24 protein-coding genes are annotated in these 23,760 nt (G+C 69.5%); 12 read left to right on the top strand and 12 right to left on the bottom strand.

Annotated elements, in window-relative coordinates:
• Window positions 1–1,668, bottom strand: coding sequence for a thiamine pyrophosphate-dependent enzyme (locus tag CQ034_RS00120; RefSeq protein ID WP_105709505.1), 1,668 nt, complete (start codon window positions 1,666–1,668; stop codon window positions 1–3).
• 159 nt (window positions 1,669–1,827) lie between these two features.
• Between CQ034_RS00120 and CQ034_RS00115 the strand changes: the two genes are divergently transcribed.
• Window positions 1,828–2,556 (top strand): FadR/GntR family transcriptional regulator, encoded by a 729-nt coding sequence (locus tag CQ034_RS00115; RefSeq protein WP_105709504.1) that lies wholly within the window; start codon window positions 1,828–1,830, stop codon window positions 2,554–2,556.
• Between the two features lie 36 nt (window positions 2,557–2,592).
• On the opposite strand, the gene CQ034_RS00110 is transcribed toward CQ034_RS00115, so the two are convergent.
• The 5 genes from CQ034_RS00110 to CQ034_RS00090 are packed head-to-tail and all read right to left on the bottom strand — an operon-like array spanning window position 2,593 to window position 7,681.
• A complete protein-coding gene (locus CQ034_RS00110) occupies window positions 2,593–3,774 on the bottom strand; it encodes a M20 family metallopeptidase (protein ID WP_105709503.1) in 1,182 nt (393 codons plus the stop codon).
• Window positions 3,771–4,952, bottom strand: coding sequence for an amidohydrolase (locus CQ034_RS00105; protein ID WP_105709502.1), 1,182 nt, complete (start codon window positions 4,950–4,952; stop codon window positions 3,771–3,773). The genes CQ034_RS00110 and CQ034_RS00105 overlap by 4 nt, the downstream gene beginning before the upstream one ends.
• Window positions 4,949–5,485 carry a hypothetical protein gene (locus CQ034_RS00100; RefSeq protein ID WP_029263035.1) on the bottom strand — a complete coding sequence of 179 codons (537 nt, stop codon included), beginning with the start codon at window positions 5,483–5,485 and terminating at the stop codon, window positions 4,949–4,951. Before CQ034_RS00100 ends, CQ034_RS00105 begins: the two co-directional genes overlap by 4 nt.
• 1 nt (window position 5,486) lies before the next feature.
• Window positions 5,487–6,689 (bottom strand): aromatic ring-hydroxylating dioxygenase subunit alpha, encoded by a 1,203-nt coding sequence (locus tag CQ034_RS00095; protein ID WP_105709501.1) that lies wholly within the window; start codon window positions 6,687–6,689, stop codon window positions 5,487–5,489.
• A gap of 23 nt (window positions 6,690–6,712) precedes the next feature.
• Window positions 6,713–7,681: a PDR/VanB family oxidoreductase gene (locus tag CQ034_RS00090; RefSeq protein ID WP_258133889.1), complete on the bottom strand. Its 969-nt coding sequence runs from the start codon at window positions 7,679–7,681 to the stop codon at window positions 6,713–6,715.
• A 148-nt stretch (window positions 7,682–7,829) separates the two neighbouring features.
• Here CQ034_RS00090 and hisC point away from each other — a divergent pair, with 148 nt between their 5' ends.
• Window positions 7,830–8,939, top strand: coding sequence for a histidinol-phosphate transaminase (gene hisC / locus CQ034_RS00085; RefSeq protein WP_105709500.1), 1,110 nt, complete (start codon window positions 7,830–7,832; stop codon window positions 8,937–8,939).
• 24 nt (window positions 8,940–8,963) lie between these two features.
• On the opposite strand, the gene CQ034_RS00080 is transcribed toward hisC, so the two are convergent.
• Window positions 8,964–10,010 carry a winged helix DNA-binding domain-containing protein gene (locus tag CQ034_RS00080; protein WP_105709499.1) on the bottom strand — a complete coding sequence of 349 codons (1,047 nt, stop codon included), beginning with the start codon at window positions 10,008–10,010 and terminating at the stop codon, window positions 8,964–8,966.
• Window positions 10,011–10,053: 43 nt separating this feature from the next.
• The gene (locus CQ034_RS00075) at window positions 10,054–11,502 is read right to left on the bottom strand and encodes a glyceraldehyde-3-phosphate dehydrogenase (RefSeq protein ID WP_105709498.1); all 1,449 of its coding nucleotides are present in this window, start codon (window positions 11,500–11,502) and stop codon (window positions 10,054–10,056) included.
• Between the two features lie 196 nt (window positions 11,503–11,698).
• Here CQ034_RS00075 and CQ034_RS00070 point away from each other — a divergent pair, with 196 nt between their 5' ends.
• On the top strand, window positions 11,699–12,079 hold the full coding sequence (locus CQ034_RS00070) for a DUF4259 domain-containing protein (RefSeq protein ID WP_105709497.1): 381 nt from the start codon (window positions 11,699–11,701) through the stop codon (window positions 12,077–12,079).
• Between the two features lie 57 nt (window positions 12,080–12,136).
• Here CQ034_RS00070 and CQ034_RS00065 read toward each other — a convergent pair whose 3' ends face one another.
• The 3 genes from CQ034_RS00065 to CQ034_RS00055 form a co-directional block, all read right to left on the bottom strand.
• A complete protein-coding gene (locus CQ034_RS00065) occupies window positions 12,137–12,802 on the bottom strand; it encodes an SDR family oxidoreductase (protein WP_105709496.1) in 666 nt (221 codons plus the stop codon).
• A gap of 85 nt (window positions 12,803–12,887) precedes the next feature.
• The gene (gene murQ, locus CQ034_RS00060; RefSeq protein ID WP_105709495.1) at window positions 12,888–13,823 is read right to left on the bottom strand and encodes an N-acetylmuramic acid 6-phosphate etherase; all 936 of its coding nucleotides are present in this window, start codon (window positions 13,821–13,823) and stop codon (window positions 12,888–12,890) included.
• The gene (locus tag CQ034_RS00055) at window positions 13,813–14,709 is read right to left on the bottom strand and encodes an N-acetylglucosamine kinase (protein ID WP_105709494.1); all 897 of its coding nucleotides are present in this window, start codon (window positions 14,707–14,709) and stop codon (window positions 13,813–13,815) included. The genes murQ and CQ034_RS00055 overlap by 11 nt, the downstream gene beginning before the upstream one ends.
• Before the next feature lie 134 nt (window positions 14,710–14,843).
• Here CQ034_RS00055 and CQ034_RS00050 point away from each other — a divergent pair, with 134 nt between their 5' ends.
• From CQ034_RS00050 to CQ034_RS00025, 6 genes are all read left to right on the top strand, one after another.
• Window positions 14,844–15,701 carry a MurR/RpiR family transcriptional regulator gene (locus CQ034_RS00050; RefSeq protein ID WP_029263044.1) on the top strand — a complete coding sequence of 286 codons (858 nt, stop codon included), beginning with the start codon at window positions 14,844–14,846 and terminating at the stop codon, window positions 15,699–15,701.
• Between the two features lie 152 nt (window positions 15,702–15,853).
• Window positions 15,854–16,837, top strand: a complete 984-nt coding sequence (locus CQ034_RS00045; protein ID WP_219860749.1) for a GNAT family N-acetyltransferase — start codon at window positions 15,854–15,856, stop codon at window positions 16,835–16,837.
• Window positions 16,830–17,522 carry a PIG-L deacetylase family protein gene (locus CQ034_RS00040; protein WP_029263046.1) on the top strand — a complete coding sequence of 231 codons (693 nt, stop codon included), beginning with the start codon at window positions 16,830–16,832 and terminating at the stop codon, window positions 17,520–17,522. The genes CQ034_RS00045 and CQ034_RS00040 overlap by 8 nt, the downstream gene beginning before the upstream one ends.
• 40 nt (window positions 17,523–17,562) lie before the next feature.
• Window positions 17,563–18,879 carry an extracellular solute-binding protein gene (locus CQ034_RS00035; RefSeq protein WP_105709492.1) on the top strand — a complete coding sequence of 439 codons (1,317 nt, stop codon included), beginning with the start codon at window positions 17,563–17,565 and terminating at the stop codon, window positions 18,877–18,879.
• 58 nt (window positions 18,880–18,937) lie between these two features.
• Window positions 18,938–19,873, top strand: a complete 936-nt coding sequence (locus CQ034_RS00030) for a carbohydrate ABC transporter permease (protein WP_051662632.1) — start codon at window positions 18,938–18,940, stop codon at window positions 19,871–19,873.
• The gene (locus CQ034_RS00025) at window positions 19,870–20,796 is read left to right on the top strand and encodes a carbohydrate ABC transporter permease (protein ID WP_219860748.1); all 927 of its coding nucleotides are present in this window, start codon (window positions 19,870–19,872) and stop codon (window positions 20,794–20,796) included. Before CQ034_RS00030 ends, CQ034_RS00025 begins: the two co-directional genes overlap by 4 nt.
• Window positions 20,797–20,799: 3 nt before the next feature.
• Here the strand turns inward: CQ034_RS00025 and CQ034_RS00020 are convergent, their stop codons facing one another.
• Complete coding sequence (locus CQ034_RS00020; protein WP_105710303.1) at window positions 20,800–21,942, bottom strand: DUF998 domain-containing protein; 1,143 nt, start codon at window positions 21,940–21,942, stop codon at window positions 20,800–20,802.
• Window positions 21,943–22,012: 70 nt separating this feature from the next.
• Here CQ034_RS00020 and CQ034_RS00015 point away from each other — a divergent pair, with 70 nt between their 5' ends.
• The 3 genes from CQ034_RS00015 to CQ034_RS00005 are packed head-to-tail and all read left to right on the top strand — an operon-like array spanning window position 22,013 to window position 23,531.
• Entirely contained in the window at window positions 22,013–22,663 is a 651-nt protein-coding gene (locus CQ034_RS00015) for an HAD-IA family hydrolase (RefSeq protein ID WP_029263051.1), read from the top strand.
• Window positions 22,664–22,722: 59 nt separating this feature from the next.
• Window positions 22,723–23,079, top strand: a complete 357-nt coding sequence (locus CQ034_RS00010) for a YidH family protein (RefSeq protein ID WP_105709491.1) — start codon at window positions 22,723–22,725, stop codon at window positions 23,077–23,079.
• Window positions 23,076–23,531 (top strand): DUF202 domain-containing protein, encoded by a 456-nt coding sequence (locus tag CQ034_RS00005; RefSeq protein WP_258133878.1) that lies wholly within the window; start codon window positions 23,076–23,078, stop codon window positions 23,529–23,531. The genes CQ034_RS00010 and CQ034_RS00005 overlap by 4 nt, the downstream gene beginning before the upstream one ends.
• Window positions 23,532–23,760 lie beyond the last annotated feature (229 nt).

Genomic DNA, 23,760 nt, shown 5'->3' with positions numbered 1-23,760 from the left:
TCAGACCCCTGCCCGCTGCACGAGGTGCGCGTCGGGCGCGAGCGGAACGGGACGCGGGACGCCCTCATGGATGAGGTGCCACGGCGAGGGGAACTCCCCCACCGGCACGTCGATGAGGATCGGCTCGTTCGCGGGGACCGCATCGGCGAGCACACCCGCCAGCTCCTGCGGCGTGTACGCCCGCGCAGAGCGGATGCCGTACGCGTCGGCGAGCTTGCCGTAGTCGGGGTTCGTCAGGTCGCTGGCGAAGTAGCGCGCGCCGTAGCGGTTCTTCTGGATGCGGCGCACGTTGCCGTAGAAGCCGTCGTGGAAGACGATCGTCACCAGTCCGAGGCCGTAGCGCTTCGCCGTCGACAGCTCCTGCAGCGTCCAGGAGAATCCGCCGTCGCCGTTGACCGAGACCACGGAGCGGCTCGGATCCGCGGCCTTCACGCCCAGAGCCGTCGCGAAGCCGTAGCCCAGCGTGCCCTGGTAACCGGGGCCGATGTAGGTGCGCGGCTGATACGCGGGGTAGCAGGCGCTGGCCGCGTAGCCGACCTGGGTGAACTCGCTCACGAAGACGCCGTCCTCGGGCAGCGCACCGCGGATCGCGGCGAGGTACTCGCGCTGCGGGGCGATGTCGTCGAACTGCTCGGCGAGCCAGGAGCGGACGCGGACGAACTCGCTCTCGCGGGAATCGCGCTGCGGGGACCCCACCTCGGCGGCGAGCGCGGCGAGCGCCAGCCGGGCGTCGGCGTGGAGGGTCTGCACGGCGGCGCGCGGGCCGCCGAGGTCTGCCTCTTCCGCGTTCACGAGGATCACCGGTGCACCATGGGTGTCCACCTGGGTTCCGAAGGTGGAGACGAAGCGGGTTCCGACCGCCAGTACGAGATCGGCGTCCTCACGGAAGGCGCGGAGCGCGAGCGAGTCGAACGCGAGGCGGTGCCGGGCGTCGAGCGCTCCCCGGCCGTTCTCGGTCATCAGCACGGGAATCTCCAGCGCCTCAGCGAGCGCCTGCAGAGCGACGGACGCGTTCGAGGCGAGCACTCCGCCGCCGACGACGATCATCGGCCGCCGGGCGGCGAGGAGCCGGGCCGCCGCGTCGCGGATCTGCTGCTCGTCGGGAACGAGCGGGGCGTCGGCGACCATCTCGGCCGCCGCCATCCGCGAGGTGGCGGCGAGCACGTCCGGCGGCACCTCGATCGCGACGGGACGCGGGCGGCCGCTGCGCAGCTGCACGAAGGCCTCGCGCACGAGTCCGGGGATCTCGTCGGCGGAGCGGGCGATGCCGGTCCACTTGGTGAGCCGTTCGAGGATGCCCGTCTGGTCGGGGATCTCATGCAGGGCGCCGAGTCCGCGGCCGATGGCCTTCGAATCGATCTGTCCGGCGATGAGGAGCATCGGCGAGTTCGCGGAGTAGCCCGTCGCCACACCGGAGAGGGCATTGAGCACTCCCGGGCCGGGAACGACCATCGCGACACCGACGTCTCCGGTGCTGCGCGCATACCCGTCGGCCATGTAGGTCGTCGCCTGCTCGTTGCGGGCGCAGATGAAGTCGACCTGGTCGGCGCGGGCGTGGAGGGCGTCTGCGGCGGCATCGAGCTGAACGCCCGGAATACCGAAGATCCGTGAGACTCCCTGGTTGATGAGGGAGTCTGCGAGCAGATCGCCACCGGTGTGGTCGGTCATCTGTTTCCTCTCGTGAGCAGCATTGCGTGATTGACTGTATTAGATACATTCAATTACTGCAAATAGGAGAATCGCCCTGAGCCGCCGCTCCCCGGCGGCGGGGCGTCCCTAGGATGTGAGAGATCCGCTGCAGAACACTGCCCCGACCGAAGGATTCCCGTGGCCAGCACCCAGGATGACGCGCGCACCTTCCAGCGTGTCGCGCCCGCACAGTCCGTCGCCGACCGCGTCGTGACCGAGGTCGAAGCGATGATCAAGTCCGAGGGCCTCACCCCCGGCCACCGCATCGGCACACGACAGGACCTGTGCGAGCAGTTCGGCGTCGCGCCGGCCACACTCGGCGAAGCGCTGCGCGTGCTGCGCGCCCGCGGCTCCGTCGACCTGCGCCCGGGCCCGGGCGGCGGCATCTTCGTCGCCGACCAGTCGCCACTCATCCGCCTCGCCCACAGCGTGCTCCGTCTGCGCCAGACCGGCGCTCCGGTCAACGACGTGATCAAGGTGCTCGATGCGCTCGACGAGGCGGTCATGCATGACGCCGTCCTGAACCGCACCGATGCGGACATCGCCGACCTCGACGCGGTCATGTCCGACCTCGCCGACCACTGGCACGACCCGATCGAGGGGCTGCACGGCAACTGGCGGCTGCATCGCCGCATCGCCGAGATCTCGCCGAACGCGGTGCTGCGGACGTTCTACCTCAACCTCGTCGACTACATCGAGGGCGAGACCGCCGGCGCGGCGGATGAGGACGCACTGGCCGTCCCCGGATTCCGCCAGGACACGGACGAGCGCCTGCACATCCACGAGGCACTCATCGATGCGATCCGCAGCAGCGACGTCGAGGCCGGGCGCAAGGCCGTGCTGGACCACCGCACGCTCGGCCGCTGACCGCGGTTCGGTACCGCGACCGGACGGCGCCCGCGCCTAGCGGGACACGTGCCAGAGAGCGAGCGCGGCCAGCGCCGCGGCCTGATCGCCGAGCACCGCATCGTCGAAGACCGCGTGCGGTGAATGGTTCATCGGGATGTCGTCCGGATCGACGTGCGGCGGCGTGGCACACAGGAACAGGAACGTCCCGGGAACCTCGCGGAGCACGAACGAGAAGTCCTCCGAGGCCATCCACGGCACGGCGAGCTCTTCGACCCGCTCGTCGCCGAATTCCTCGCGCAGCACCGCCGTCGCCGCCGCGGTCTCCGGGGCCGTGTTGACGGTCACCGGATAGCCGATGATCACCTCGACATCGGCCGTGCACCCGTGCGCGGCCGCGATGCGCTCGATGAGGGGCGGAAGTTCCGCTTGGGCCTGTGCGATCGAGGCCTCGGACAACGTGCGCAGCGTCGCGGCGAGGCCGGCCTGCTCGGGGATCACGTTCACGACCTCGCTCGCGAACAGCTTCGTCACCGAGAGCACCACGGGGTCGAACACGTCGACGCGCCGGGTGACCCAACTCTGCAGCGCCAGCACGATCTCGGCGACCGCGGGCACCGGATCGACCGCCTGATGCGGGCGGGAGCCGTGGCCACCCCGGCCGTGCACGGTGACCCTCAGCACATTCGCACCGGCCATGATCGTGCCCGGTTTGAGTTGGAACGTGCCGCGCTCCCCCGGACCGACATGGATGCCGTATGCCGCTTCGACCCTCGCGCCTGACGCCTCGAGCACGCCGTCGCGGATCATCAGCGGCGCACCTCCGCCGGCCTCCTCGCCCGGCTGGAACATGAAGACGACGGACCCCGCGATGCTCTCCCGCCGTGCCGCGAGCAGCCGGGCGGCACCGACGAGTCCCGCCACATGGAGGTCATGTCCGCACGCGTGCATGGCGCCGTTCACGGACGCGTACTCGAGCCCGGTCTCCTCGACGATCGCCAGCGCGTCCATGTCGCCCCGCAGCAGCACCGACGGCCCGTCCGCCGCTCCGCGCAGCACCGCGGTGACCGAGCTCAGGTCACTGCCGGTGGTGATCTCGAGGCCGAGGTCGGCGAGTTCCGCGAGCACGACGGCCTGCGTCTGCGGAAGCTCGAAACCGACCTCGGGGATGCGGTGCAGGCGGCGTCGCAGATCGACCAGCTCGGGCAGCAGGCGGGCGGCATCGTCGCGCAGCGTCACAAGTTCTCCTTCTTCGCGGTGTAGACGGTCCGTCCGTCGATGAGCACCTCCCGCACGGTCGAGGCGACGTCGAGCGGGTCTCCGGTCCACAGAACCACATCCGCGTCGCGGCCGACCTCCAGCGCACCGACGCGGTCGCCGATGCCGGCGATGTCGGCCGCGGCGGAGGTCATGGCGGCGATGGCGGTCTCGCGGGGAAGGCCGGCACGCACGGCGACGGCAGCCTGCAGAGCGAGGAGCCCGATGGGAACCACCGGATGATCGGTGGTCAGGGCGACGCGCACTCCCGCGGCGGCGAGGGTCGCGAGGTTCGCAGGATCGGCCTCGCGCACCTCGACCTTGGATCGGCTCGACAGGATGGGGCCGAAGATGACGGGCACATCGCGCTCCGCGAGCACGTCGGCGAGCTTGTGGGCCTCGGTTCCGTGGTTGAGCACGAGACGCAGCCCGAACTCCTCGGCGATGCGCAGCGCCGTCGCGATGTCGTCGTGCCGATGCGCGTGCTGCTCCCAGGAGAGCGCGCCGTCGAGGGCCTCGGTGAGCGCCTGCTTTCCCAGGTCGACCGCGAACGGTGTGCCCTCGGCGCGGGCGCGATCCCGCCGTTCGGCGTAGTCGCGCGCATCCAGGAGCGCCTGCCGGATGACGAGCGCGATGCCGAGACGGGTCGACGGCAGCTGCTTACGCTCCCCATAGGCCTGCTTCGGATTCTCGCCGAGCGCCGACTTCATGCCGAGCGCCGCGCGGATGACCTGCTCGTCGACCGAGCGTCCACCGGCGGTCTTGATCGCCACGCTCTGCCCGCCGATCGGATTCCCCGATCCCGGTTTCACGACGACCGCCGTGATGCCGCCTGCCAACGCGTCGGCGAACGCCATGTCCTCGATGTTGATCGCGTCGATCGCCCGCACGCCGGCGGTCACGGGCGACGACACCTCGCTGCCGTCGAAGCCCGCGGGGCCGTTGGCTTCTTCGTGCACGCCGATGTGGCTGTGCGGGTCGATGAGTCCGGGCAGGACCCAGCATCCCGTCGCATCGATCACCCGCGCACCGTCCGGCACCGCGATCCCGACACCGACCGCCTCGATGCGGCCGCCCGCCACGAGCACCGTGCCGCCGTCGAGCTCCTCACCGAGGCCGGTGACCACGCGTCCGCCGACGATCGCGACGTCAGCGCTCATCCCTGCTCCTCGCTCGTGTGCATCGTGTTCCCTCCCGTGCGCCGTTCGACGAGCGCGCGCGTCCGTGTCAGCAGATCATCGAGATCGAGGCTGAGGATGCCGGCAGCGGGGTCGACCCGCACGACGATCCCGTCCTCGCACTCCGGCGGCTCTCCGCTGAGATCCACGAGAGGATCGTCGACCCAGACCCACGGCAGACCATCGGCATAGCGGCGGATGTGCGCGAGCTTGTCGAACTGCACGGGCAAGAAGGGCCAGGGCTCCTCCGGCAACTCGAGCGGCCCGCGGAACGCCGTGTGCGCGTTGTGTCCCCACTCGGATGCCCAGACGATGTCGAAGTGCTCGGCCAGCTCGTGCAGGCGTCGGGCCGCCGAGTCCGGGATGGCGACGTCGCGAACCCACCGGCCCCAGGCGGAGAGGTGGTGCATGCTCACCGGGACCGAGGGCTCGCCCTCGATCACGAACACGTCGCTGATCCCGAGCACGAGGACCGGGCGGTCTCCGCGCGGCGGTCGCGCCGTGTACTTCGCCATGTCAGTCGTCCACCGCGTCGGCGAGCAGCGGCGCGTCTGCGGCACCCTCGAAGTAGTTGCCGCCCTCGATGCGCACCAGCCGCTCCGCCTCATCGAAGCTCACGCCCACCGGGTCGCCGCCGGCTGCGACCGCGCGGTGCTGCTTGGCCATCATCCGCCGGATCATCGCGATGCCCTGATCGGTGGTCGTGAGGTGATCCTCGGAGTGCAGCGAGATGGCACCCTGCGACTTCTGCGCCTCGTAGTCACCGGGCAGGCGCTGATGCTCGAGGTCGGTGAGCTCCTTCCACGGCTTGCCCTCGTGCGTGGAGCGGAGCTTCGCGAGGAAGTCGGGATCGGCATCGCGCGCCACGGTGAAGATGCGGAAGTTCGTGTCATCCATCGGCACGACCCAGCCGATCATGTTCGTCTGCCCCGAACTGAGCTTCGGGCTGGCCACGACCCGCAGGTTCGGGAAGATGACCTCGGTGACGCGGCGCAGCTGACGACCGTCGCCGAGCTCGCGCATCTGGATGCTGCGCACGCCGAGCGGCGTGTACTCGTAGCTGACCTCGGGGATGAGCGCCATCTCGGGAGTGAACTGGTTGCCGCTGAAGCGCGCGTGCAGGATCGGCACGTGGAACGGGTCCATCACGTTCTCCCAGTGCTGCAGCCAGTTGAAGTCGAGCTCGGCGGGTCCGCCGCCGCCCACGCCCTGGTCGTTGACGATCAACTGCTCGTCGTCGGCGAGCTCCTCAAGGGTGTCGTACCGCGGAAGCACGGGCTTCTTCTCGGGCGGGCCCAGGTACGCCCAGATCAGGCCGTACTGCTCCTCGACCGGATACCAGGGCTGGCGCACACGATCGCGGTGCAGGCCCAGTTCGGGCTCGCACGGCTGCTCGAGGCAGTGCCCCTCGGTGTCGAACACCCACCCGTGGTAGCAGCAGCGGATGCCCTCCTCCTCGACGCCGCCGTAGAACAACGAGGCGCCGCGATGGATGCAGCGCGGGTGCAGCAGGCCGGCCTTGCCCTTGCGGGTGCGGAAGAGCACGAGCTCCTCGCCCAGCACCCGCAGCGAGATCGGGCGCGTCGTCGCATCCTCGACCTTCGCGACCGGGTGCCAGTAGCGGCGAAGCACCTCGCCGTAGGGGGTACCGGGGCCGACCTGGGCGAGCTCGTTGAGCGGCTGCCCGAGGCGTAGGCCGTATGCGGTTCCGGTGTCCATGTTCGCTCCGTTCGTGCGGGGGGTCAGATGTCGAGGACGAGACGCTCGCCGAGAGAGCGGGACACGCAGATCATCATCGTCTCGTTGCTCTCGCGCTCGTCGGGGGTGAGGATCGAGTCCCGGTGTTCGGGGGTGCCGTCGATCACGGTCGTCTCGCAGGTGCCACAGACGCCCTCGAGGCAGGAACTCGGCACCCCGATCCCGGCGCTCTCGAGCATCTCGAGGATGCTGCAGCCGCGGTCGACCGTGACGACGAGGTCGGACCTGGTCGCGACGACCTCGAAGGTGTCGGCGCCCTGCGACTCCCCGAAGGTCTTCGGCTGGAAGCGCTCGAGGTGCAGCGCGCCGTGCGGCCAGTCGAGGCTGAGTTGCTCGAGGGCATCCAGCATGCGTTCGGGGCCGCACGCGTACACGGCGGTCCCAGCGGAGGGGACGCCGATCCACGCGGCGAGGTCGAGTCGCTCGTCGGCGTCGCCACGGACCAGGAGCGTCTCGCCCCCGGCCAGCTGGGGGTAGCGGAGGAACGCCATCCGTTCCTCCGTCGAGCCGAGATACGCCAGGCGCCACGGGATCCCGCGGCGGACGGCCTCGGACAGCATCGGCAGGATCGGCGTGATGCCGATGCCGCCCGCGACGAACACGTACTCCGTTGCGGGGGTGAGCGCGAAGTGGTTGATCGGGGCGGAGACGGTCACGAGTTCGCCGACCCGGAGACTCTGGTGCACATAGCGGGAGCCGCCGCGACTCGGGCTCTCGGCCAGGATCGCGACGCGCCAGGCAGTGCGGTCGGCGGGGTCGGAGCACAGCGAATACTGGCGCTCCACTCCGTTCGCGAAGCGGAGGTCGATGTGCGCGCCGGGCTCCCACGCGGGCAGGGGCGCGCCCGTCGGGTCGTCGAGTTCGAGGGACAGCACGTCCCGCGCCTCCCACCGCATCGCCCGCACGCGCAGGGCGAGGGACGCTTCCGGGGAATTCACCGCAGACTGGGGCACCGTCGCTCCGCTCCTTCCGTCGTTCCGGCCGCCATCGACCGAATTGACCACATTCGATATATTCAATTGCGATAGTATGGATGATGCCCGGCACTGTCAAACGGACGGACGGGTGCCGCACGAGCGGATGATGAGAGAGGCGGAACGGATGTCGGAGCTGAGACTGCGGGAGGACCTGAACGCGATCCCCGGATACACCCCGGGGAAGGCCGCGCCGCAGGCGGAGACCACCGGACCGGTGTTCAAGGTGTCGTCGAACGAGAACCCCTATCCCCCGCTCCCGTCGGTGACCGCGGCCATCGCCGACCGGCTCGCGCATATCAACCGCTACCCCGAGACCGCGGCGACCGCCCTCACCGCCGTGCTGTGCGAGCGGTTCGGCGTCGAGCCGGTGAACGTCGTGCTCGGCAGCGGATCGGTCGAGGTCGTCTCGCAGCTGATGCGCGCGACGGCCGGCGAGGGCGATGAGATCCTGTTCGCCTGGCGGTCGTTCGAGGCGTATCCGATGCTCGCTCGCGCGGCCGGAGCCGTGCCCGTCATGGTTCCCCTCACGGACGACCACCGGCACGACCTCGACGCGATGCGGGCGGCCATCACCGATCGCACGCGCCTGATCCTGGTGTGCAACCCCAACAACCCGACCGGAACGACGATCGGCGACGCCGAGCTCGACCGGTTCCTCGCCCAGGTCCCGCCGCACATCGTCGTCGTGATCGACGAGGCGTACGTGCAGTTCAACGACCGCGACGACTCCCCCGTCGGCATCGAGTACTTCCGCCGCTACCCGAACGTCGCCGTCGCGCACACCTTCTCGAAGGCGTACGGCCTGGCCGGCATGCGCATCGGCTACGCGATCGCCCCCGAGCAGTTGGGCATCGCGCTGCGCAAGGTCGCCATCCCGTTCGGCGTGACCGACCTGGCGCAGACGGCCGCGATCGCCTCCCTCGCCGCCGAGGACGAGCTCGAGGCCAGGGTCGCCGAGCTCGTCGTCGAGCGGGAGCGCGTCGTCGCCGCCTTCACCACCGCCGGCCTCGCGCTTCCCGAGAGCAAGGGCAACTTCGTCTGGCTTCCCCTCGGTGATGCCACGGCCGCTGCCGCCGAGCTGTTGGAACGTCACGGCCTGCTCGTGCGACCGTTCCCGGGCGAAGGGCTCCGGGCGACCGTCGCCGAGCCCGAGGCCAACGAGCGCCTCATCGCGCTGGCTCCCGAGATCGCCGCACTCGTCGCCCCCGCGGAGGCCGTGCTCGCCTCGCGGTGACCGTTTTCTTCGCCGGCGACGCGCTCAGTCGCCGGCGAAGTGCGCGAATCGCGCCAGCGCGGCCTCCACGGCTGCCGGTTCGGCGGGTTCCGCGAACAGCTCCGGCGGCGCGTCGCGGGTCGCGCTCGCGTGCGTCCAGCATCCGATGACGCGTCCCTGCTCGATGAGCGTGGCGCGCACCATGCCGTTCTTGCCCGGGCCGACGGTGGCCAGGTGCTCGGGCGCGCACACGGTCGTGCGGTCGGCATAGGAGATGTAGTACTCGTCGAACGCGGGGAGGGCGTGGACCGTCGCCGCGCCCGTCGCGCGCCGCGGACGCTGGAGCGACACGAACAGCCCTTCGTCCACCTCGTCGACCCGCCCTGCCGCGCGCTCGACCGCCTCGCGTGACTGTCCGAGCGTGAGTCCCGACCACCACGCGAAGTCGGCGACGCCCGCCGGTCCATGTCCGCCGATGTAGCGCACGAACAGCTCGGCGAGTGGGTCTGCCGGGCGGGTGTGCTCGCGGATGTGCTCCTCGGCCAGCACGAACCGCTGGTCTCTGGTGATGCCCGCCCGCGCGGCGACCGGCCCCTGGCAGATGAAGCCGTCGATCGTGAGGGTGAAGAGCAGATGGATGCCGCGCTGCCCCGTCGGGTCGATGCCGACGCCCTCGAGGATCTCGAACACCTCGGCGCGGGTGCGGCCACCGTCGCGCAGCTGCGGTGTCAGCGCGCGCACCGCCGTCGCGACCATGCCGTCGTCGATGCCCAGCTGACGGTGACGGGAAACCGCCTGCTGCCGCTGTCGGGCGGCGGTGACCTCGAGCATCCAGCCCAGGTCGCGTGCCGGCACGGTGTGCAGCGTGCCGCGCATGGTCCACGCCCGCACGAGGTCGCCGCGGTCGAACGCACGGTCGACGTCGCGCAGACGCACCGGCCCGCGGGTACGCGCGGCGAGCGCCCAGCGGCCCGCGGTGAAGTCCTGGCTCTGCACCGCGAGCATGTGGTGCGCGGCATCCGTCACCGTGCGCGCCGGCGCGCTCAGCCGATGCGAGCGGAGACGCTCGGTGAGCAGGGTCGCGGTGTTCATGCCCCCATCATGCCGGGCGCCACCGACGCGGCGCAGGAGACGCTCAGCCCTGCAGCGTCACTTCGCGGCGCTCGGGCAGCACGATCGGGTGCGACCCCGCCATGACCTCGAGCACGCGGATCACCTGGCACGAGTAGCCGAACTCGTTGTCGTACCAGACGTAGAGGATCAGGGTGTCCTCGTCGGCGATCGTGGCGAGGCCGTCGACGATGCCGGCGCGGTGCGAGCCGACGAAGTCGGTGGAGACGACGTCGGGGCTCTCGACGTAGTCGATCTGCTGGCGCAGCTTCGAGTGCAGCGAGACGCGGCGCAGGTAGTCGTTGACCTGCTCCTTGGTGGCCGGGCGCTCGATGGTGAGGTGCAGCACCGCGAGCGACACATCGGGCGTGGGCACACGGATCGAGCTGCCGGTGAGCTTGCCCTCCAGCTGCGGGAGCGCCTTGGCGACGGCCTTCGCGGCTCCGGTCTCGGTGATGACCATGTTAAGCACCGCCGAGCGACCGCGGCGGTCGCCCTTGTGGAAGTTGTCGATCAGGTTCTGGTCGTTCGTGAACGAGTGCACGGTCTCGACATGCCCCTTGACGACGCCGTACGCCTCGTCGATCGCCGCCAGCACCGGGGTGATGGCGTTCGTGGTGCAGGAGGCCGCGGAGAGGATGCGGTCGGAGGCGGCGATCGTCTCGTCGTTGATGCCGTGCACGATGTTCTTGAGCGGGCTCTTTCCCGGTGCGGTGAGCAGCACGCGCCCGACGCCCGTCGACCGCAGGTGCTGGGAGAGGCCTTCCTCGTCGCGCCAGCGTCCGGTGTTGTCGACGACGATCGCGTCGTGGATTCCGTGGGCGGTGTAGTCGATGGATGCCGGGTCGTCGGAGTAGATCACCTGGATGCGGGTGCCGTTCGCGATGATCTGCTCGGCCTCCTCCTCGACGGTGACGGAGCCGGCGAAGCGGCCGTGCACCGAATCGCGCAGCAGCAGGGACGCGCGCTTGGCGAGGTCGTTCTCCGCCCCGCGGCGGACGACGATGGCGCGCAGCCGCAGTCCGCTGCCGCCGCCGGTGTGGGCGATGAGGATGCGGGCGAGGAGGCGACCGATGCGACCGAAGCCGTAGAGCACCACGTCGGTGGGCTCGGCGGCGACGGCCCCCATGGCGGGTGCGAGTTCCTCGGCGAGGTAGTCGTCCAGAGGCCGGCCGCTCTCGGCGTGCCCCGCGACCAGGCGCGCGACGTCGAGCGACGAGGCGCCGGGAGCGAGGGCGTGGATCGCCTCCAGCACGGCGAGCGTGTCTTCGATCGGGAGCCGCTCGTGCCCGAGTTGGGCGACGCGCTCGTGCACCTCGACCAGTCCCGTCGCCGAGAGCCCGAGCAGTCGGTGCCCGTGCAGCGAGGTGACCACGTCGTGTTCGCGTCGAAGCGCCCCGATGAGCGGGATCATCCGCTCCGCCAGCTCTTCGCTCTCAGCCCAGTCGTCGCGGTGTGCCGCGGAATCGTTCATCTGCGTCCTTGCATGTGTGAGCGCGCGCCGAGATCGCCGGCGCGCGAATGTGCCGGGTGGATCGGGGGATGCCACCAGCGTACAAGCCGCGAGTTGACGAGCCGAATCGGCGGCGCGCAACGACTGCAGTGCACCGGGGGTGTCTGCTCGTCATGGTTGACTGATCCCGAAAACGACAGCAACGGGAGGATGCACGATGGGCACGTGGGGACCGGGAAACTTCGACGACGACACGGTCGCAGACGGATTGAGCGAGATCACCGACGATCTCATCGCCAAGATCGCCGAGTCGTTCGCCGATGAGGACGACGACACGGAGCTGCAACCCGACGAATGGGGCGGCAGCATGGTGCCGGCATGGCTCGAGCTCCTCACCGACATCGGATCGGCCGGACGTGTGGGCGCGACGTTCCCGCCGAGCGCCACGCTCGAGGCCTGGCGCGAGCGGTACATCCGCGTGTGGGACGACTACATCGATGAACTCGACCCCGACGAGGACTATCGCGCCGAGCGGCGACAGGTACTCGTCTCGACCTTCGACCGCGCCGTGGCACTCGCGCAGGAGCGCGAGCAGTAACCGGAGCTGCTCGGAATCTCGGGCTCCGCTACGCGCACTCCGTGAGGAAAGCGCACTTCAATACTGCGCCGAGAATGCCCCGTCCGACTTGAGCAGCTGCCCGGATATCCAGCGGCCCTCGTCCGAGACGAGGAACTCCACGAGCGCGGCCACATCTGCCGGGCGTCCGAGCCGTCCGAGCGGCGTCATGCCGGCCAGCCCCGTGCGCGTCTCGTCGTCCATCCAGCCGGTGTCGATGGGTCCGGGGTTCAGCACGTTCGCCGAGATGCCGCGCGGCCCCAACTCGCGGGCAGCCGAGATGACCAACCGGTCGAGAGCGCCCTTGGATGCACCGTAGGGGAGGTTTCCGGTCACGTGGTCGCTGGTGAGGGCGAGGATCACTCCCCCGTCGTCGCCGACCTGTCGCGCGAACGCCGCGATCAGCAGCAGGCTCGCCCGTGCGTTCACGGCGACGTGCAGGTCGAAGCTCTCCGCCGTGGTGTCGAGGATGCCGGATTGCACGTCGTGCGCATGGCTGAGGATGAGCGCGGAGATCGGACCGTGCGCGGCCACCACCTCGGCGATCAGGGCCTCCGGTCCACCCGCGGTCGACAGGTCGGCGGGGTGGTCGGCGTCGCGGAGGTCGCTGGTCACGACGGTCCATCCGGCCGCGCGCAGGCGGGGAACGATGCCGGCGGCGATGCTGTTCGCGCGCGCGGCGCCGGTGATCAGGGCGAGGGGCATCCGGCCACGCTACCGGACCGACTCCCGGGCTCGGCGCGGCCCGCGCAGGGGCCGAGGCACATCACGACGGCACCGGCCACTCCCCTCAGGCGAGAGCGGCGATCGCGTCGCGGAGCACCCCGTCGGCCTCATCGAGCGCGGATGCCGCGGCCTGCGGTGTGGCGTCGACCGCCAGCATCAACAGGGCGCGCTTGACCGAGCCGTCCGCCCCCTGCAGCGCGGCGGCCGCGACGTCGATGTCGACGCCGGCGAGCTGCGACACGGTACGGATGGAGCGCGCGTGGAGCTTCTCGTTCGTGGCGAGGAGATCGACCATCACCCCGCGGTAGGTCTTGCCGAGCTTGATCATCGACAGGGTCGTGAGCATGTTCACGACGAGCTTCTGCGCGGTGCCTGCCTTGAGCCGCGTCGATCCGGAGATGAACTCCGGTCCGGTCACGACCTCGATGGCGACCTCCGCGGCGGCACCGATCTCGGAGTCCGCGTTCGAGGCGATCGCCGCCGTGAACGCGCCGACGCTGCGGGCGTAGTTCAGCCCGCCGACGACATACGGCGTCCGGCCGGAAGCCGAGATGCCGACCACCGTGTCGTCGGCCGAGAGTCCGAGTTCACGCAGGGATCCACCTGCCGCCTCCGCGTCGTCCTCCGCATTCTCCACGGCCGAGCGGATCGCGATCTCGCCGCCGGCGATCAGCCCGACCACCATCGAGGGGTCCGTGCCGAAGGTGGGCGGGCACTCGCTGGCATCCAGCACGCCGATGCGGCCTGCCGTGCCGGCCCCGATGTAGATGAGCCGACCGCCGCGCCGGAACCGCTCCGTGATCGCGTCGACGACCGCCGCGATCTCGTCCGCCCGTTCGGCCACCGCCTCGGGGACCCGCCGGTCCTCGTCGTTCATCCGATGCACGAGCTCGGCCGTGCTCAACAGGTCGAGATCCCCGCGCTCGGTCGTGGATGCCTCGGTGCCGAGGCCTTCCAGTACGGAGAGGAGGGAGGCGAGGCGGGAGTCGTCATTCGGCACGGTGGACGAACCTTTCGTGAGGGAGATCGGTGCGGCGTGCGATCAGCAGCGCGCCGTCGAGGGCGTCGCCGGCGGCGGGGACCACCCGGCGTCCGGCGGCGTGCAGCGAGGAGATGAGACTGTCTCGGAACCAGGCGTGATCCGTGAGGCCGCCGTGCAGCGCGATGTCGCGAGTCAGTGACGAGGCGGCGACGGCCGTGGCGGTGAGCAGGCGGATGCCTTCCGTCGCGATCCGGTGGGCGACGTCGTCACCGGTCTCTGCGGCGTCGAGCACGAGAGGCGCCAGGGAGCCGAGACGCCGCGCGACCGATCCCTCCTCGGCGAGCCAGGAGACCACGTCGTCGGCGGGAAGGATGCTCGCGGCGACTGTTTCACTCAGTCGCGTATCGGGTCCGAGCCCGACGGTCGCCCGCTGCACGGCTCTGGCCGCTTCGCGGCCGAGCCAGGATCCGCTGCCGAGGTCGCCGATGTCGGGCCCCCAGCCGTCGATCAGACGGATGCCGTCTGCGTCGGCGCCGAGTGCCGCAGCGCCGGTGCCCGCGATCAGCAGCACTCCGGGCGAACCGCCGAGAGCGCCCGCATGGGCGGTGACGACGTCGGACGCGACGGCGACGCGCGCCCGCACCGACGCGGCGAGAGCGGCCGCGAGCGCCAGCGCGGCGTCGGGTGCGACCCAGGCGCCGGCTGCGCCGACCCCGAGAAGTTGGGGTGCCGCGTCCTGGTTGAGCAGAGGAAGGATCGACCCGACGGCGTCCTCGACGCCGTTCGGCGTCGCGAGCCCCGGGGAGCCGATGCCCGAGCGTACGACGCGCTGCTCGGTGTCGACCATGACGCGGCAACGTGTCTTGCCGAGGTCGACCGCTACGGCCGTCGGGGCGCTGCTCATCTTTCTCCTCGCTGTGACGTTCACAACAGTTCGGAAAGAGTCTACATCGGATCTAGACTTGCTGAAAAGAATTTACCCAACGTTGCGCAGGGGCCCACGACATACTGAGAATCCCACATCTCTGGAGGAAGCGGATGAGCATTCAGTCGACGATCGAGGCAGCGGCCGCGACGCTGCCCCCGTCTCTCGCCCGCGTCGCCGCAGCGATTCGGGAGAATCCGTCGGTCGTCATCGACATGACCATCAACGAACTCGCCGAGGAGTGCCACACCTCCGTGGCCTCGGTCGTACGGTTCTGTCGCGCGATCGGATTCAGCGGCTATGCGCCGCTGCGCATGGCGCTCGCGACCGAGCTGGGCAAGGAGGCGGCGCAGTTCTCAGCGCGGGGCGCATTCGGGTCCGAGATCTCCGACGAGGACACGCTCAGCGAAGCAGTGTCCAAACTCGCCTCTCTCGAACTGCTCGCGATAGAGGAGACGGTGGCCCGACTCGACTTCGACGTACTGGAGGCCGCGATCGACGCCGTGGACCGCGCCGACCGCATCCTGATCTTCGGCATCGGGGCGAGCCAGTTCGTCGCAGAAGACCTCGCACACAAGCTCCTTCGCGTGGGCAGGAATGCCCACGTCCCCTCCGATCCGCACGAAGCGATCGCCGCGACCGTCCTGCAGACCTCCCCCACGGTCGCCATCGGGTTCTCGCATGCGGGCTCCACCGCGGAGACGGTGCGCTTCCTGGAGACGGCGCGTGCCAACGGCGCGGCGACCATCGCGGTCACGTCGGCCAAGGACTCCCCCCTCGCCGGCGCCGCCGATCACGCATTGTTCACCGAGGTGCGCGAATCCACCTTCCGCGCCGGAGCGATGGTCAGCCGGATCGCGCAGCTGGCGCTCGTCGACTGCCTGTTCGTCGGCATCGCGAAGCGCCGTTTCGCCGAAACCGTCGACGCGCTGCGCCGGACCCGCGAGGCCACCCGCGCCCTCCGCGACTGAGCTCGCGCCGGCCTCCTCCCGCAGGTTCGACACCCACGGCGACCGGCGGCGAGATCGTCATATTTCCGTGATGTAAACGATCTACGCATCTCTCGACTTTCTTGAACATTGTTGCCATACTGGCCACACCCGAAGGCGAGAGGACGACGACGTTGACGTATGAGCACGGCACCACGATGGTGCGCCCCTTCCGACCCGGTGAGAGCGCTGCTCTCGCCGAGGCCTGGACCCGATCCGCCCCGCAGGACGGGATCACCCCCGCACGACTGCGCGATCTGGTCCTGCTCGATCGGAACTTCGATGCGGACGGCCTCCTCATCGCCGAGCGCGACGGCGCGATCGTCGGAGCGGCCTATGCCGTCCGCCGCCGCATCGCACACGACGCCGGCGATCTCCAGCCGGAGACCGGGTGGATCCCGTTCTTCTTCGTCGTCCCCGAGCAGCGCGGACACGGTCTCGGGCGCAGTCTGCTGATCCAGGCGATCGGCTGGCTCCGCTCGCACGGCGCGACCGAGGTCGTCTTCTCGGCGTACACGCCGAACTACGTGCTGCCCGGTCTCGATACCGCCCGCTACCCCGCCGCGTCGGCACTGCTCGAATCGTTGGGGTTCTCTCGCATCGAGCGTCCGAGCGCGATGGACCGTTCACTGATCGGCTATCAGATGCCCGACGACGTCCGCTCTCGGATCGAAGCGCTGCGCGCCGACGGGTGGTATCTCGGAACGCCGAGCGACGACGACCTCGTGCCGTTGATCCGCATCGCCGGCGAAGCCTTCAATTCCGACTGGGCGCGTGCGATCCGCGAAGGCGTTCTCGGCGGGCTGCCGCTGGAACGCATCCTCATCGCCAAGAACCCTGAGGGCACGGTACTCGGCTGGGCCATGCACGGCACCTACGAGTCCGTGATCGAGCGCTTCGGCCCCTTCGGTGTGCTCCCGGAGAGCCGCGGAACGGGACTCGGCAAGGCGCTTCTCCACCTGACCCTGGAGCGGATGACCGCCCTCGGCGCACACAGCGCCTGGTTCCTCTGGGCCGATGAGGGATCGACCGCATCGGCCCTGTACGCCAAGACCGGGTTCGCCGCGACCCGCACATTCGACATCCTGCGCGCAGAGATCGGAGAGAGCAATGTCTAACACCGTCATCGCGGTCGGCGGCCACATCGGCGACATGGAGCTGACGGCGGGCCCCACACTCGCCAAGGTCGTCCTCGAGGGCGGCCGCGCCATCATCGTCGACTGCACCTACGGCGAGCGCGGGCATCCGACGGTCGCACCGAGCGTCTACCGCGAGCAGAAACTCCACGAGGCCCGCTTCTTCGCCGAGACGATCGGCGCTGAGCTGATCACCCTCGACTACTCCGACGGGTTCCTCCCGGATGACGAGGCGGTCGCCGAGCAGATCGCCGAGATCATCCGTGCGACCAAGCCCGATGTCCTGATCACCCACTGGGTGCACTCCATGCACCGGGACCACGAGCGCGCGGCGCAGGCGGCCCTCCGCGGCGCCTTCCTCGCCTCCATCCCTCTCGAGGAGATCGAGGCGGCGCGGCATTCCGTTCCGCGGATCCTGCACGCCGAGAACTGGGAGGACATGGAGGGGTTCGAGGCGGACACGTTCTTCGGCATCCCCGACGAGGCGTTCGACCTCTGGCTCACCGGAATCCAGGAGCACGCCTTCGCGCGCGGCGAGACCTACGGCTTCCGCTTCATCGACTACTACTCCGCGCTCATGCAGGTCAAGGGCTGCCTGGTCGGTGAGCGGCGCGCAGCCGCATTCCGATCTGCGGGGGCCGAGAAGTTCACCCTCGCAGGCCCCTGATCCTCCTCACCCACCCGATACGCACAGAAACGAAGGAACCATGAAGAAATCACTTCTCGCGGTCACCGCTCTGGGGCTCGCGACGACGCTGACCCTCGCCGGCTGCTCCGGCTCTTCCGGCGGCTCCGGCGATGCCGGCGGCCCCCAGGAACTCACCTTCCTCACGCACTGGGGACCGGACCAGGTCGCGATGCTGGAGGCCGCCGGCGCGGCGTTCACCGAAGACCACCCCGACATCACCGTCAAGGTGCAGGCGGTCCCGTTCGGCAACCTGCTCTCGACCCTGCGTACGCAGGGTGCGTCGGCGGACGGCCCGGCGATCGTCGGCATCTACGACGCGTGGCTGCCCGAGCTGGTGCGCGACGGTCTCGCCGCTGCCGCGCCCGCCGACGTCGCCGACGAGGTCACGGAGAACTGGCCGGCCGGCGTCGTCTCGGCGGCGAGCAACGGCGGCGACGTGTACGGCATCCCGAACGAGATCGACCTGTACCAGCTCAACTACAACTCCGCGCTGTTCGACGCGGCGGGCATCGCCGAGCCTCCGGCCGATTGGGACGCCCTCGTGGAGGATTCCGCGAAGCTCACCACCGGAGACCAGCAGGGCTTCGGCCTCATCACCGGCTGGAACTCCGGCGTGGTGCATCCGTTCCTGTCGCTGCTCGCGTCGAACGGCGGCTCGTTCCTGAACGAGGAGGGCACGGCTTCCGAGCTGACCAGCCCGGAAGCCCTCGAGACGGCGGAACTGTACGAGAAGCTGGTCGCCGACGGGTCGAGCGACCCCAGGAAGTCGACGGCGAACGCCAACACCACCGGCCCGTACCTCGACGCCTTCGTGAACGGTCAGACCGGCATGATCGTCATGGCCAACTGGTGGGAGAGCGCGCTCCGCGACGGTATGGGCGATGACTTCGAGAACGTCGCCACCGCGCCGATCCCGGTCGGCCCCAGCGGCGATGAGTCCTCGTCGATCTCGTACTCCTGGATGACGATGGTCAACGGCAAGGCCTCCGACGCGCGTCAGGAGGCGGCGTGGGAGTTCCTCACCTACCTCAACGGCCCGGACTCCGGCGAAGCCGGTTCCTCGGCGATGGCCGACATCCTGCTGTCGATGGGGATCCTGCCCACGCGTTCCTCCGACCTGGAGGCGCACGCCGCCGAGCTGGAGACGCCGTTCCTGTCGTCGTACGTGACGGCTCTGGAGAACGCGACCCCGTTCCCGACCGTGCTCGGCGGACCGGCTGCGACCGATGCCCTGCAGCGACAGCTGGAGGCACTCGTGAACGGTCAGGTCGACGCGAAGACGGCGATGGAGAACGCCGCTCGCGACGTCGACGCCGCGCTCAGCGCCGCTCAGTGACACCCCGGCGGGGAGGCGGCCTCGACCGCCTCCCCGCCATCCTCCCGAAAGGCCTGACTTGACGACCCTCGAACGTCCCGCCGCCGCGCCGCCCGTCGCGCGCACCTCGAAGCGCCGGAGCATCGCCTCCACCCGACGCTGGTCGGCGCTGTTCCTCAGCCCGGCGCTGCTCATCATCGGCGTCTTCACCCTCATCCCCACCCTGATGACGGTCTGGATCAGCTTCCACCGCTGGTCGATGTTCACCCCCATCACCGAGATGACGTGGGTGGGGCTCGACAACTACTCCGGGCTGTTCGCCGATGCGACCAGAGTGCAGGCGCTCGGCAACACTGCCCTCTACGTGCTGCTGTCGATCGTCATCACCGTGCCGATCGCCCTGCTGATCGCGCTCCTGCTGTACTTTCCGCGCCTCAAGGGCAAGGGCATCGTGCGGGTGCTGCTCTTCGCGACCTATGTGATCCCGACGATCGCGATCGTGATCATCTGGAGCAACATCTACGCGCCCGGCTACGGCCCGCTGAGCACCATGGTCGCCGCGGTCGGGATAGACCCGCCCGGATGGCTCAGCGACCCGCAGTGGGCCCTGGTCTCGCTCGTGATCTTCAACGTCTGGCAGATGCTCGGCTACTACGTCATCCTGCTCATCGCCGGGCTCACCCAGATCTCCGAGGACCTCTACGAGGCCGCACGCATCGACGGCGCGGGCATCGTCCGTCAGACCTGGTCGATCACGATCCCGCTGCTGCGCCCGTCGCTGGTGTTCGTGGTGCTGATGACCTTCATCAACTCGATCCAGGTGTTCGATCCGATCTACCTCCTCACCCAGGGCGGGCCCGCGAACTCGACCAACATGGTCTCGTTCGAGATCCAGCGCACCGCGTTCCAGTACGGCATGGCCGGTGAGTCCTCGGCCCTCGCGGTCTCGCTGTTCCTCATGATCATCGCCGTCGGCGGGGTCCTCGGCATCATCATGAAGGGACGCACGCGATGAGTCTTCAGACCAGCACCTCGCCCCCGACCTCCACGCCGCCTCGGGCTCCGAAGCCGAAGCCGAAGACGGCGCCGGCCTCTCGGCGTCCGGTTCCGATGCGGCGGCGGCTGTCGACGGCTGGACTCTACGTGCTGCTGGCGATCGTCGCCCTGGTGCCGCTGTTCCCGCTGTACTGGCTGGTGATCTCGGCGCTGAAGTCGCCCGCGGAGTTCTCCCAGATCCCGCCGACCTGGTTCCCGACCGACCCGACGCTCGATCAGGCCGCGACCGCGCTGACGGCAGTGCCGTTCATGCAGTCCATGATGAACAGCCTCATCATCGCCGGTGGCAGCACCCTCAGTGTCCTCGCCACCAGCATCCTTGCGGGGTACGTGTTCGCCAAGCACACCTTCAAGGGGCGCGATCTGCTCTTCTGGTCGATCGTCGCGACGATGTTCCTGCCCCCGATCGTGACCCTGGTGCCGCTGTACTACCTGGTCAACAGCATGGGACTCTCCGACACGTATCTCGGCGTGATGCTGCCGTGGTTGGCGAACGCGTTCGGCATCTTCCTGATGCGGCAGTTCATCCGCGACATTCCGGACGAACTCATCGAAGCGGCCAGGATGGACGGCGCCGGAGAGTTCCGGATCGTCTGGCAGTTCGTCGTTCCGCTGCTGAAGCCCGCGATCGTCACGCTCGCCGTCTTCATGTTCGTCTATGCGTGGAACAACTTCATCTGGCCGCTCTCGATCCTGCGTTCGGAGGCGCTCTACCCGGTGGTCCTGACCCTGAACAGGCTCATGTCCTACACGATGAGCTTCGAGTATCAGAACGTGGTGCTGGCCGGTGCGATCATCGCGTCGCTTCCGACGCTCCTGGTGTTCCTGGTCACGCAGCGGGTGTTCGTCGCCGGAATCGCCGCCAGTGGTGTGAAGGGCTGACGCTCACGCCGCAGCCCCCGGCACGGTGCCGCCCGTCCGCTCGACCTCGTCGATGCGGGCGGGCGGCGCTGTTCCGATCGAGCCCGCCGTGCGCAGGAAGACGATGATCCAGCTGAAGATCAGCACTGCGGCGATGAGTTCGACCGCGGTGAGGTTGTAGTAACCGACCGCGAAGAATGCGGCCAGCAGGATGATCACCAGCACGAAGGCCCAGCCGAAGCCCACGAACACCTTCGGGATGCTGGGCAGGAGCCACGGCAGTCCCACCACGACGACGCCGAACACGACCGTCATGCCGGTCGCGACGGTGTTGTGCAGGAGGAAGAACTCGTCGACGGGGAACAGCCCGACACAGGCGAGGAAGATCCCCAGGAGGATCAGACCTCCGCGCACGAGGAAACGTCCGCGGCGGTCGGCGGGATCGTCGGCGGGGAGCCCGGCTGTCGCGTACCGGGCGATGGTCGTCACCATGACGCCGGCGATGATCAGGGTCGCGTTGAAGGCCACGGATGAGCTGTTGCTGCTCATCCCGAGCGCCGACAGGTTGTCGCGCCACCAGTGCACGTCGCTGGAGGCGAGCATGCTGGCGAAGGCGCCGACGACGAGGAAGACCGCGAGCACGAGCGAGAGGACCATGGGCGTGAGCGCCACCGCGCTGAGAAACGAGACGTAGCCGGTCAGAGCGAACGCGACCGCCACCAGCACCGCGCCGGGAAAGGCGAACACCGGCGCATCCGTGAAGCTCCGCTCGAGGAGCTCCGCGACGCCGAGCCAGCCGAGGTAGGCGATCGCCGCGTGCGCGAACGCGATGGCGGCGAGGTCGTACCAGCGCAGTCGATCGCCCGGCACGGTGAAGCCGTCGCGGACCGCGGCCGGATCCACCTGTTCCGGCCGCACCGCGATGCGTCCGAGGGCGAAGGCGATGGCCGCGGTGATCGCTCCGCCGAACGCGGCGAAGACACCGATCGAACCGCTGCCGCTGATCGCCAGATCATGTCCCCAGAACACCGGGAGCGCGACGAGGAAGCCGATCACGAGGAACCCGGCGCCGACGATCAGCGCAGTCGCCTCGAACACGGCATCCGCCGTGTCGGGACCCCGCACCTGCCGCAGCACCTGCACGACTCTCTTCGCGAGTGCATTCATCGTCCGTGCCTCCCGGTCCACATCATAGAAGTCGGCAGGCGTCCGATCCGGCCCGCACTAGCCTGGAGGGGTGCCCCAGACTCTCGCCGCCCGCGCCGTCCTTCTCGACATGGACGGGACCCTCGTCGATTCGACAGCTGTCGTGGAGCGGCTCTGGCTCGCCTGGGCGGAGCCGCACGGCATCGACCGCGAGACGGTGCTCCGCGTCGTGCACGGCCGCCAGGGTCACCAGAGCATGGCGATCATGCTGCCCGAGCGCGACCATGCCATCAACCTCCGTGAGAACGAGGTCATGCTCGCCACGGAGGCGAGTGATGTCGACGGTGTGATCGAGATCCCGGGCGCACGGGCGCTGCTCGAGGCGCTGCAGCCGTTCCCGCACGCGATCGTCACCTCCGCCAACGTCGCCCTCATGACCGCTCGGATGCAGGCCGCCGGGCTCACCGTCCCCGAGCGCAGCGTGACCGCCGAAGACGTCTCCGCCTCCAAGCCCGATCCCGAGGGATTCGTCCGCGCCGCGGGCCTGCTGGGGATCGACCCCGCGGACTGCATCGTGTTCGAGGACTCCGGCGCGGGAATCCAGGCGGGTCTCGCGGCCGGTATGCGGGTCGTCGGCGTCGGGAAGCACGCGGCAGCACACAACCCGACAGTCCTGGTCACGGATCTCTCACAGGTGGCTGTGACCCCCACCGCGACCGGCTTCGAGATCACGATCTCCTGACGACGGTCGCTCTCCCGCGAGCGCCGCACCCCGCCGCACCCCGCCGCTACGATGAGGCGATGCGACGTTTCCCCGCCTCGGTGTTCGGCACCGGCGAAGAACCCGATCCGCGTTTCTCTCTGGCGAACGAGCGCACGTTCCTCGCGTGGACCCGCACCGGCCTCGCGCTGATCGCGGGTGGCGTCGCCCTCGAAGTCCTGGGCCTCGACCTGCACGCCGGTTTCCGCCTCGCGGCCTCACTGCTGCTGATGATCACCGGCACGGCGGTCGCGCCCCTCGCCTGGTGGGAGTGGATGCGCGCGGAGCGCGCCCTGCGCCAGTCGCGCCCGCTGCCGGGAGCCTTCTCTGCGGTCGTGCTCGCGGTCGTCGTGACGGTCGTCGGCCTGCTGGTTCTGGCGGGGGTGCTCTGGCGGTGACCGGTCAGGGGCACATCCCCCCGGGGGCACTCGTCTCGGGTCCGTTCGATCCGGGACTGCAGCCGGAGCGCACGGAACTCGCGTGGCGGCGGACTGCGCTCGCCATCGCGATCGGCTCGGTGGTCTCCCTCAGGATCTTCCCCCTTCTGCTGCCGGCCGACGCGGCTGCGTGGGGACTCGCGCCGGGAGTTGTCGGCATCGGCGCTGCATGCACGTTCTGGGTGGCCGCCCGGCGCCGGCAGCTGCAGACGACCGCCGCACTGCACTCCTCGACACCGGCGGTGCTCTCCACACCGGCGGACCTCTCCACACCGGCGGACCTCTCCACACCGGCGGAGCTCTCTTCCGAGGCGATGCCCGGAGGCGGGATGCTTCTCGCCTTGACGGCGCTCGCCACCGCCTTCGGCGCCGTCTCCCTCGCCATCGTCGCGGTGTCTCTCCTCGTTCGCTGAGTGGGCTGGCGCTCGTCCTCCCGGCAACGACAGATCACACCCGCAGCAGCTCGTCACACCCGCAGCGGAACAGAACGCGTGTCGTGGCGCGAGGTCATTGTTCGTGGTGTCGCAGATCGTGGTGTCGGGGGTTGTGGGGTGCGCCAGCGTCTGGTGGGGTCCCACCAGGCGGGTCCGCGGACGTGGGGTGTGCCGTGGCGCATGCGGATCTCCCATCCGGAGGTGTCGA

The sequence above is a fragment of the Microbacterium sp. MYb45 genome (assembly GCF_002979655.1).
Lineage (GTDB): Bacteria > Actinomycetota > Actinomycetes > Actinomycetales > Microbacteriaceae > Microbacterium.
This window is presented reverse-complemented; position numbering and strand designations above follow the sequence as displayed.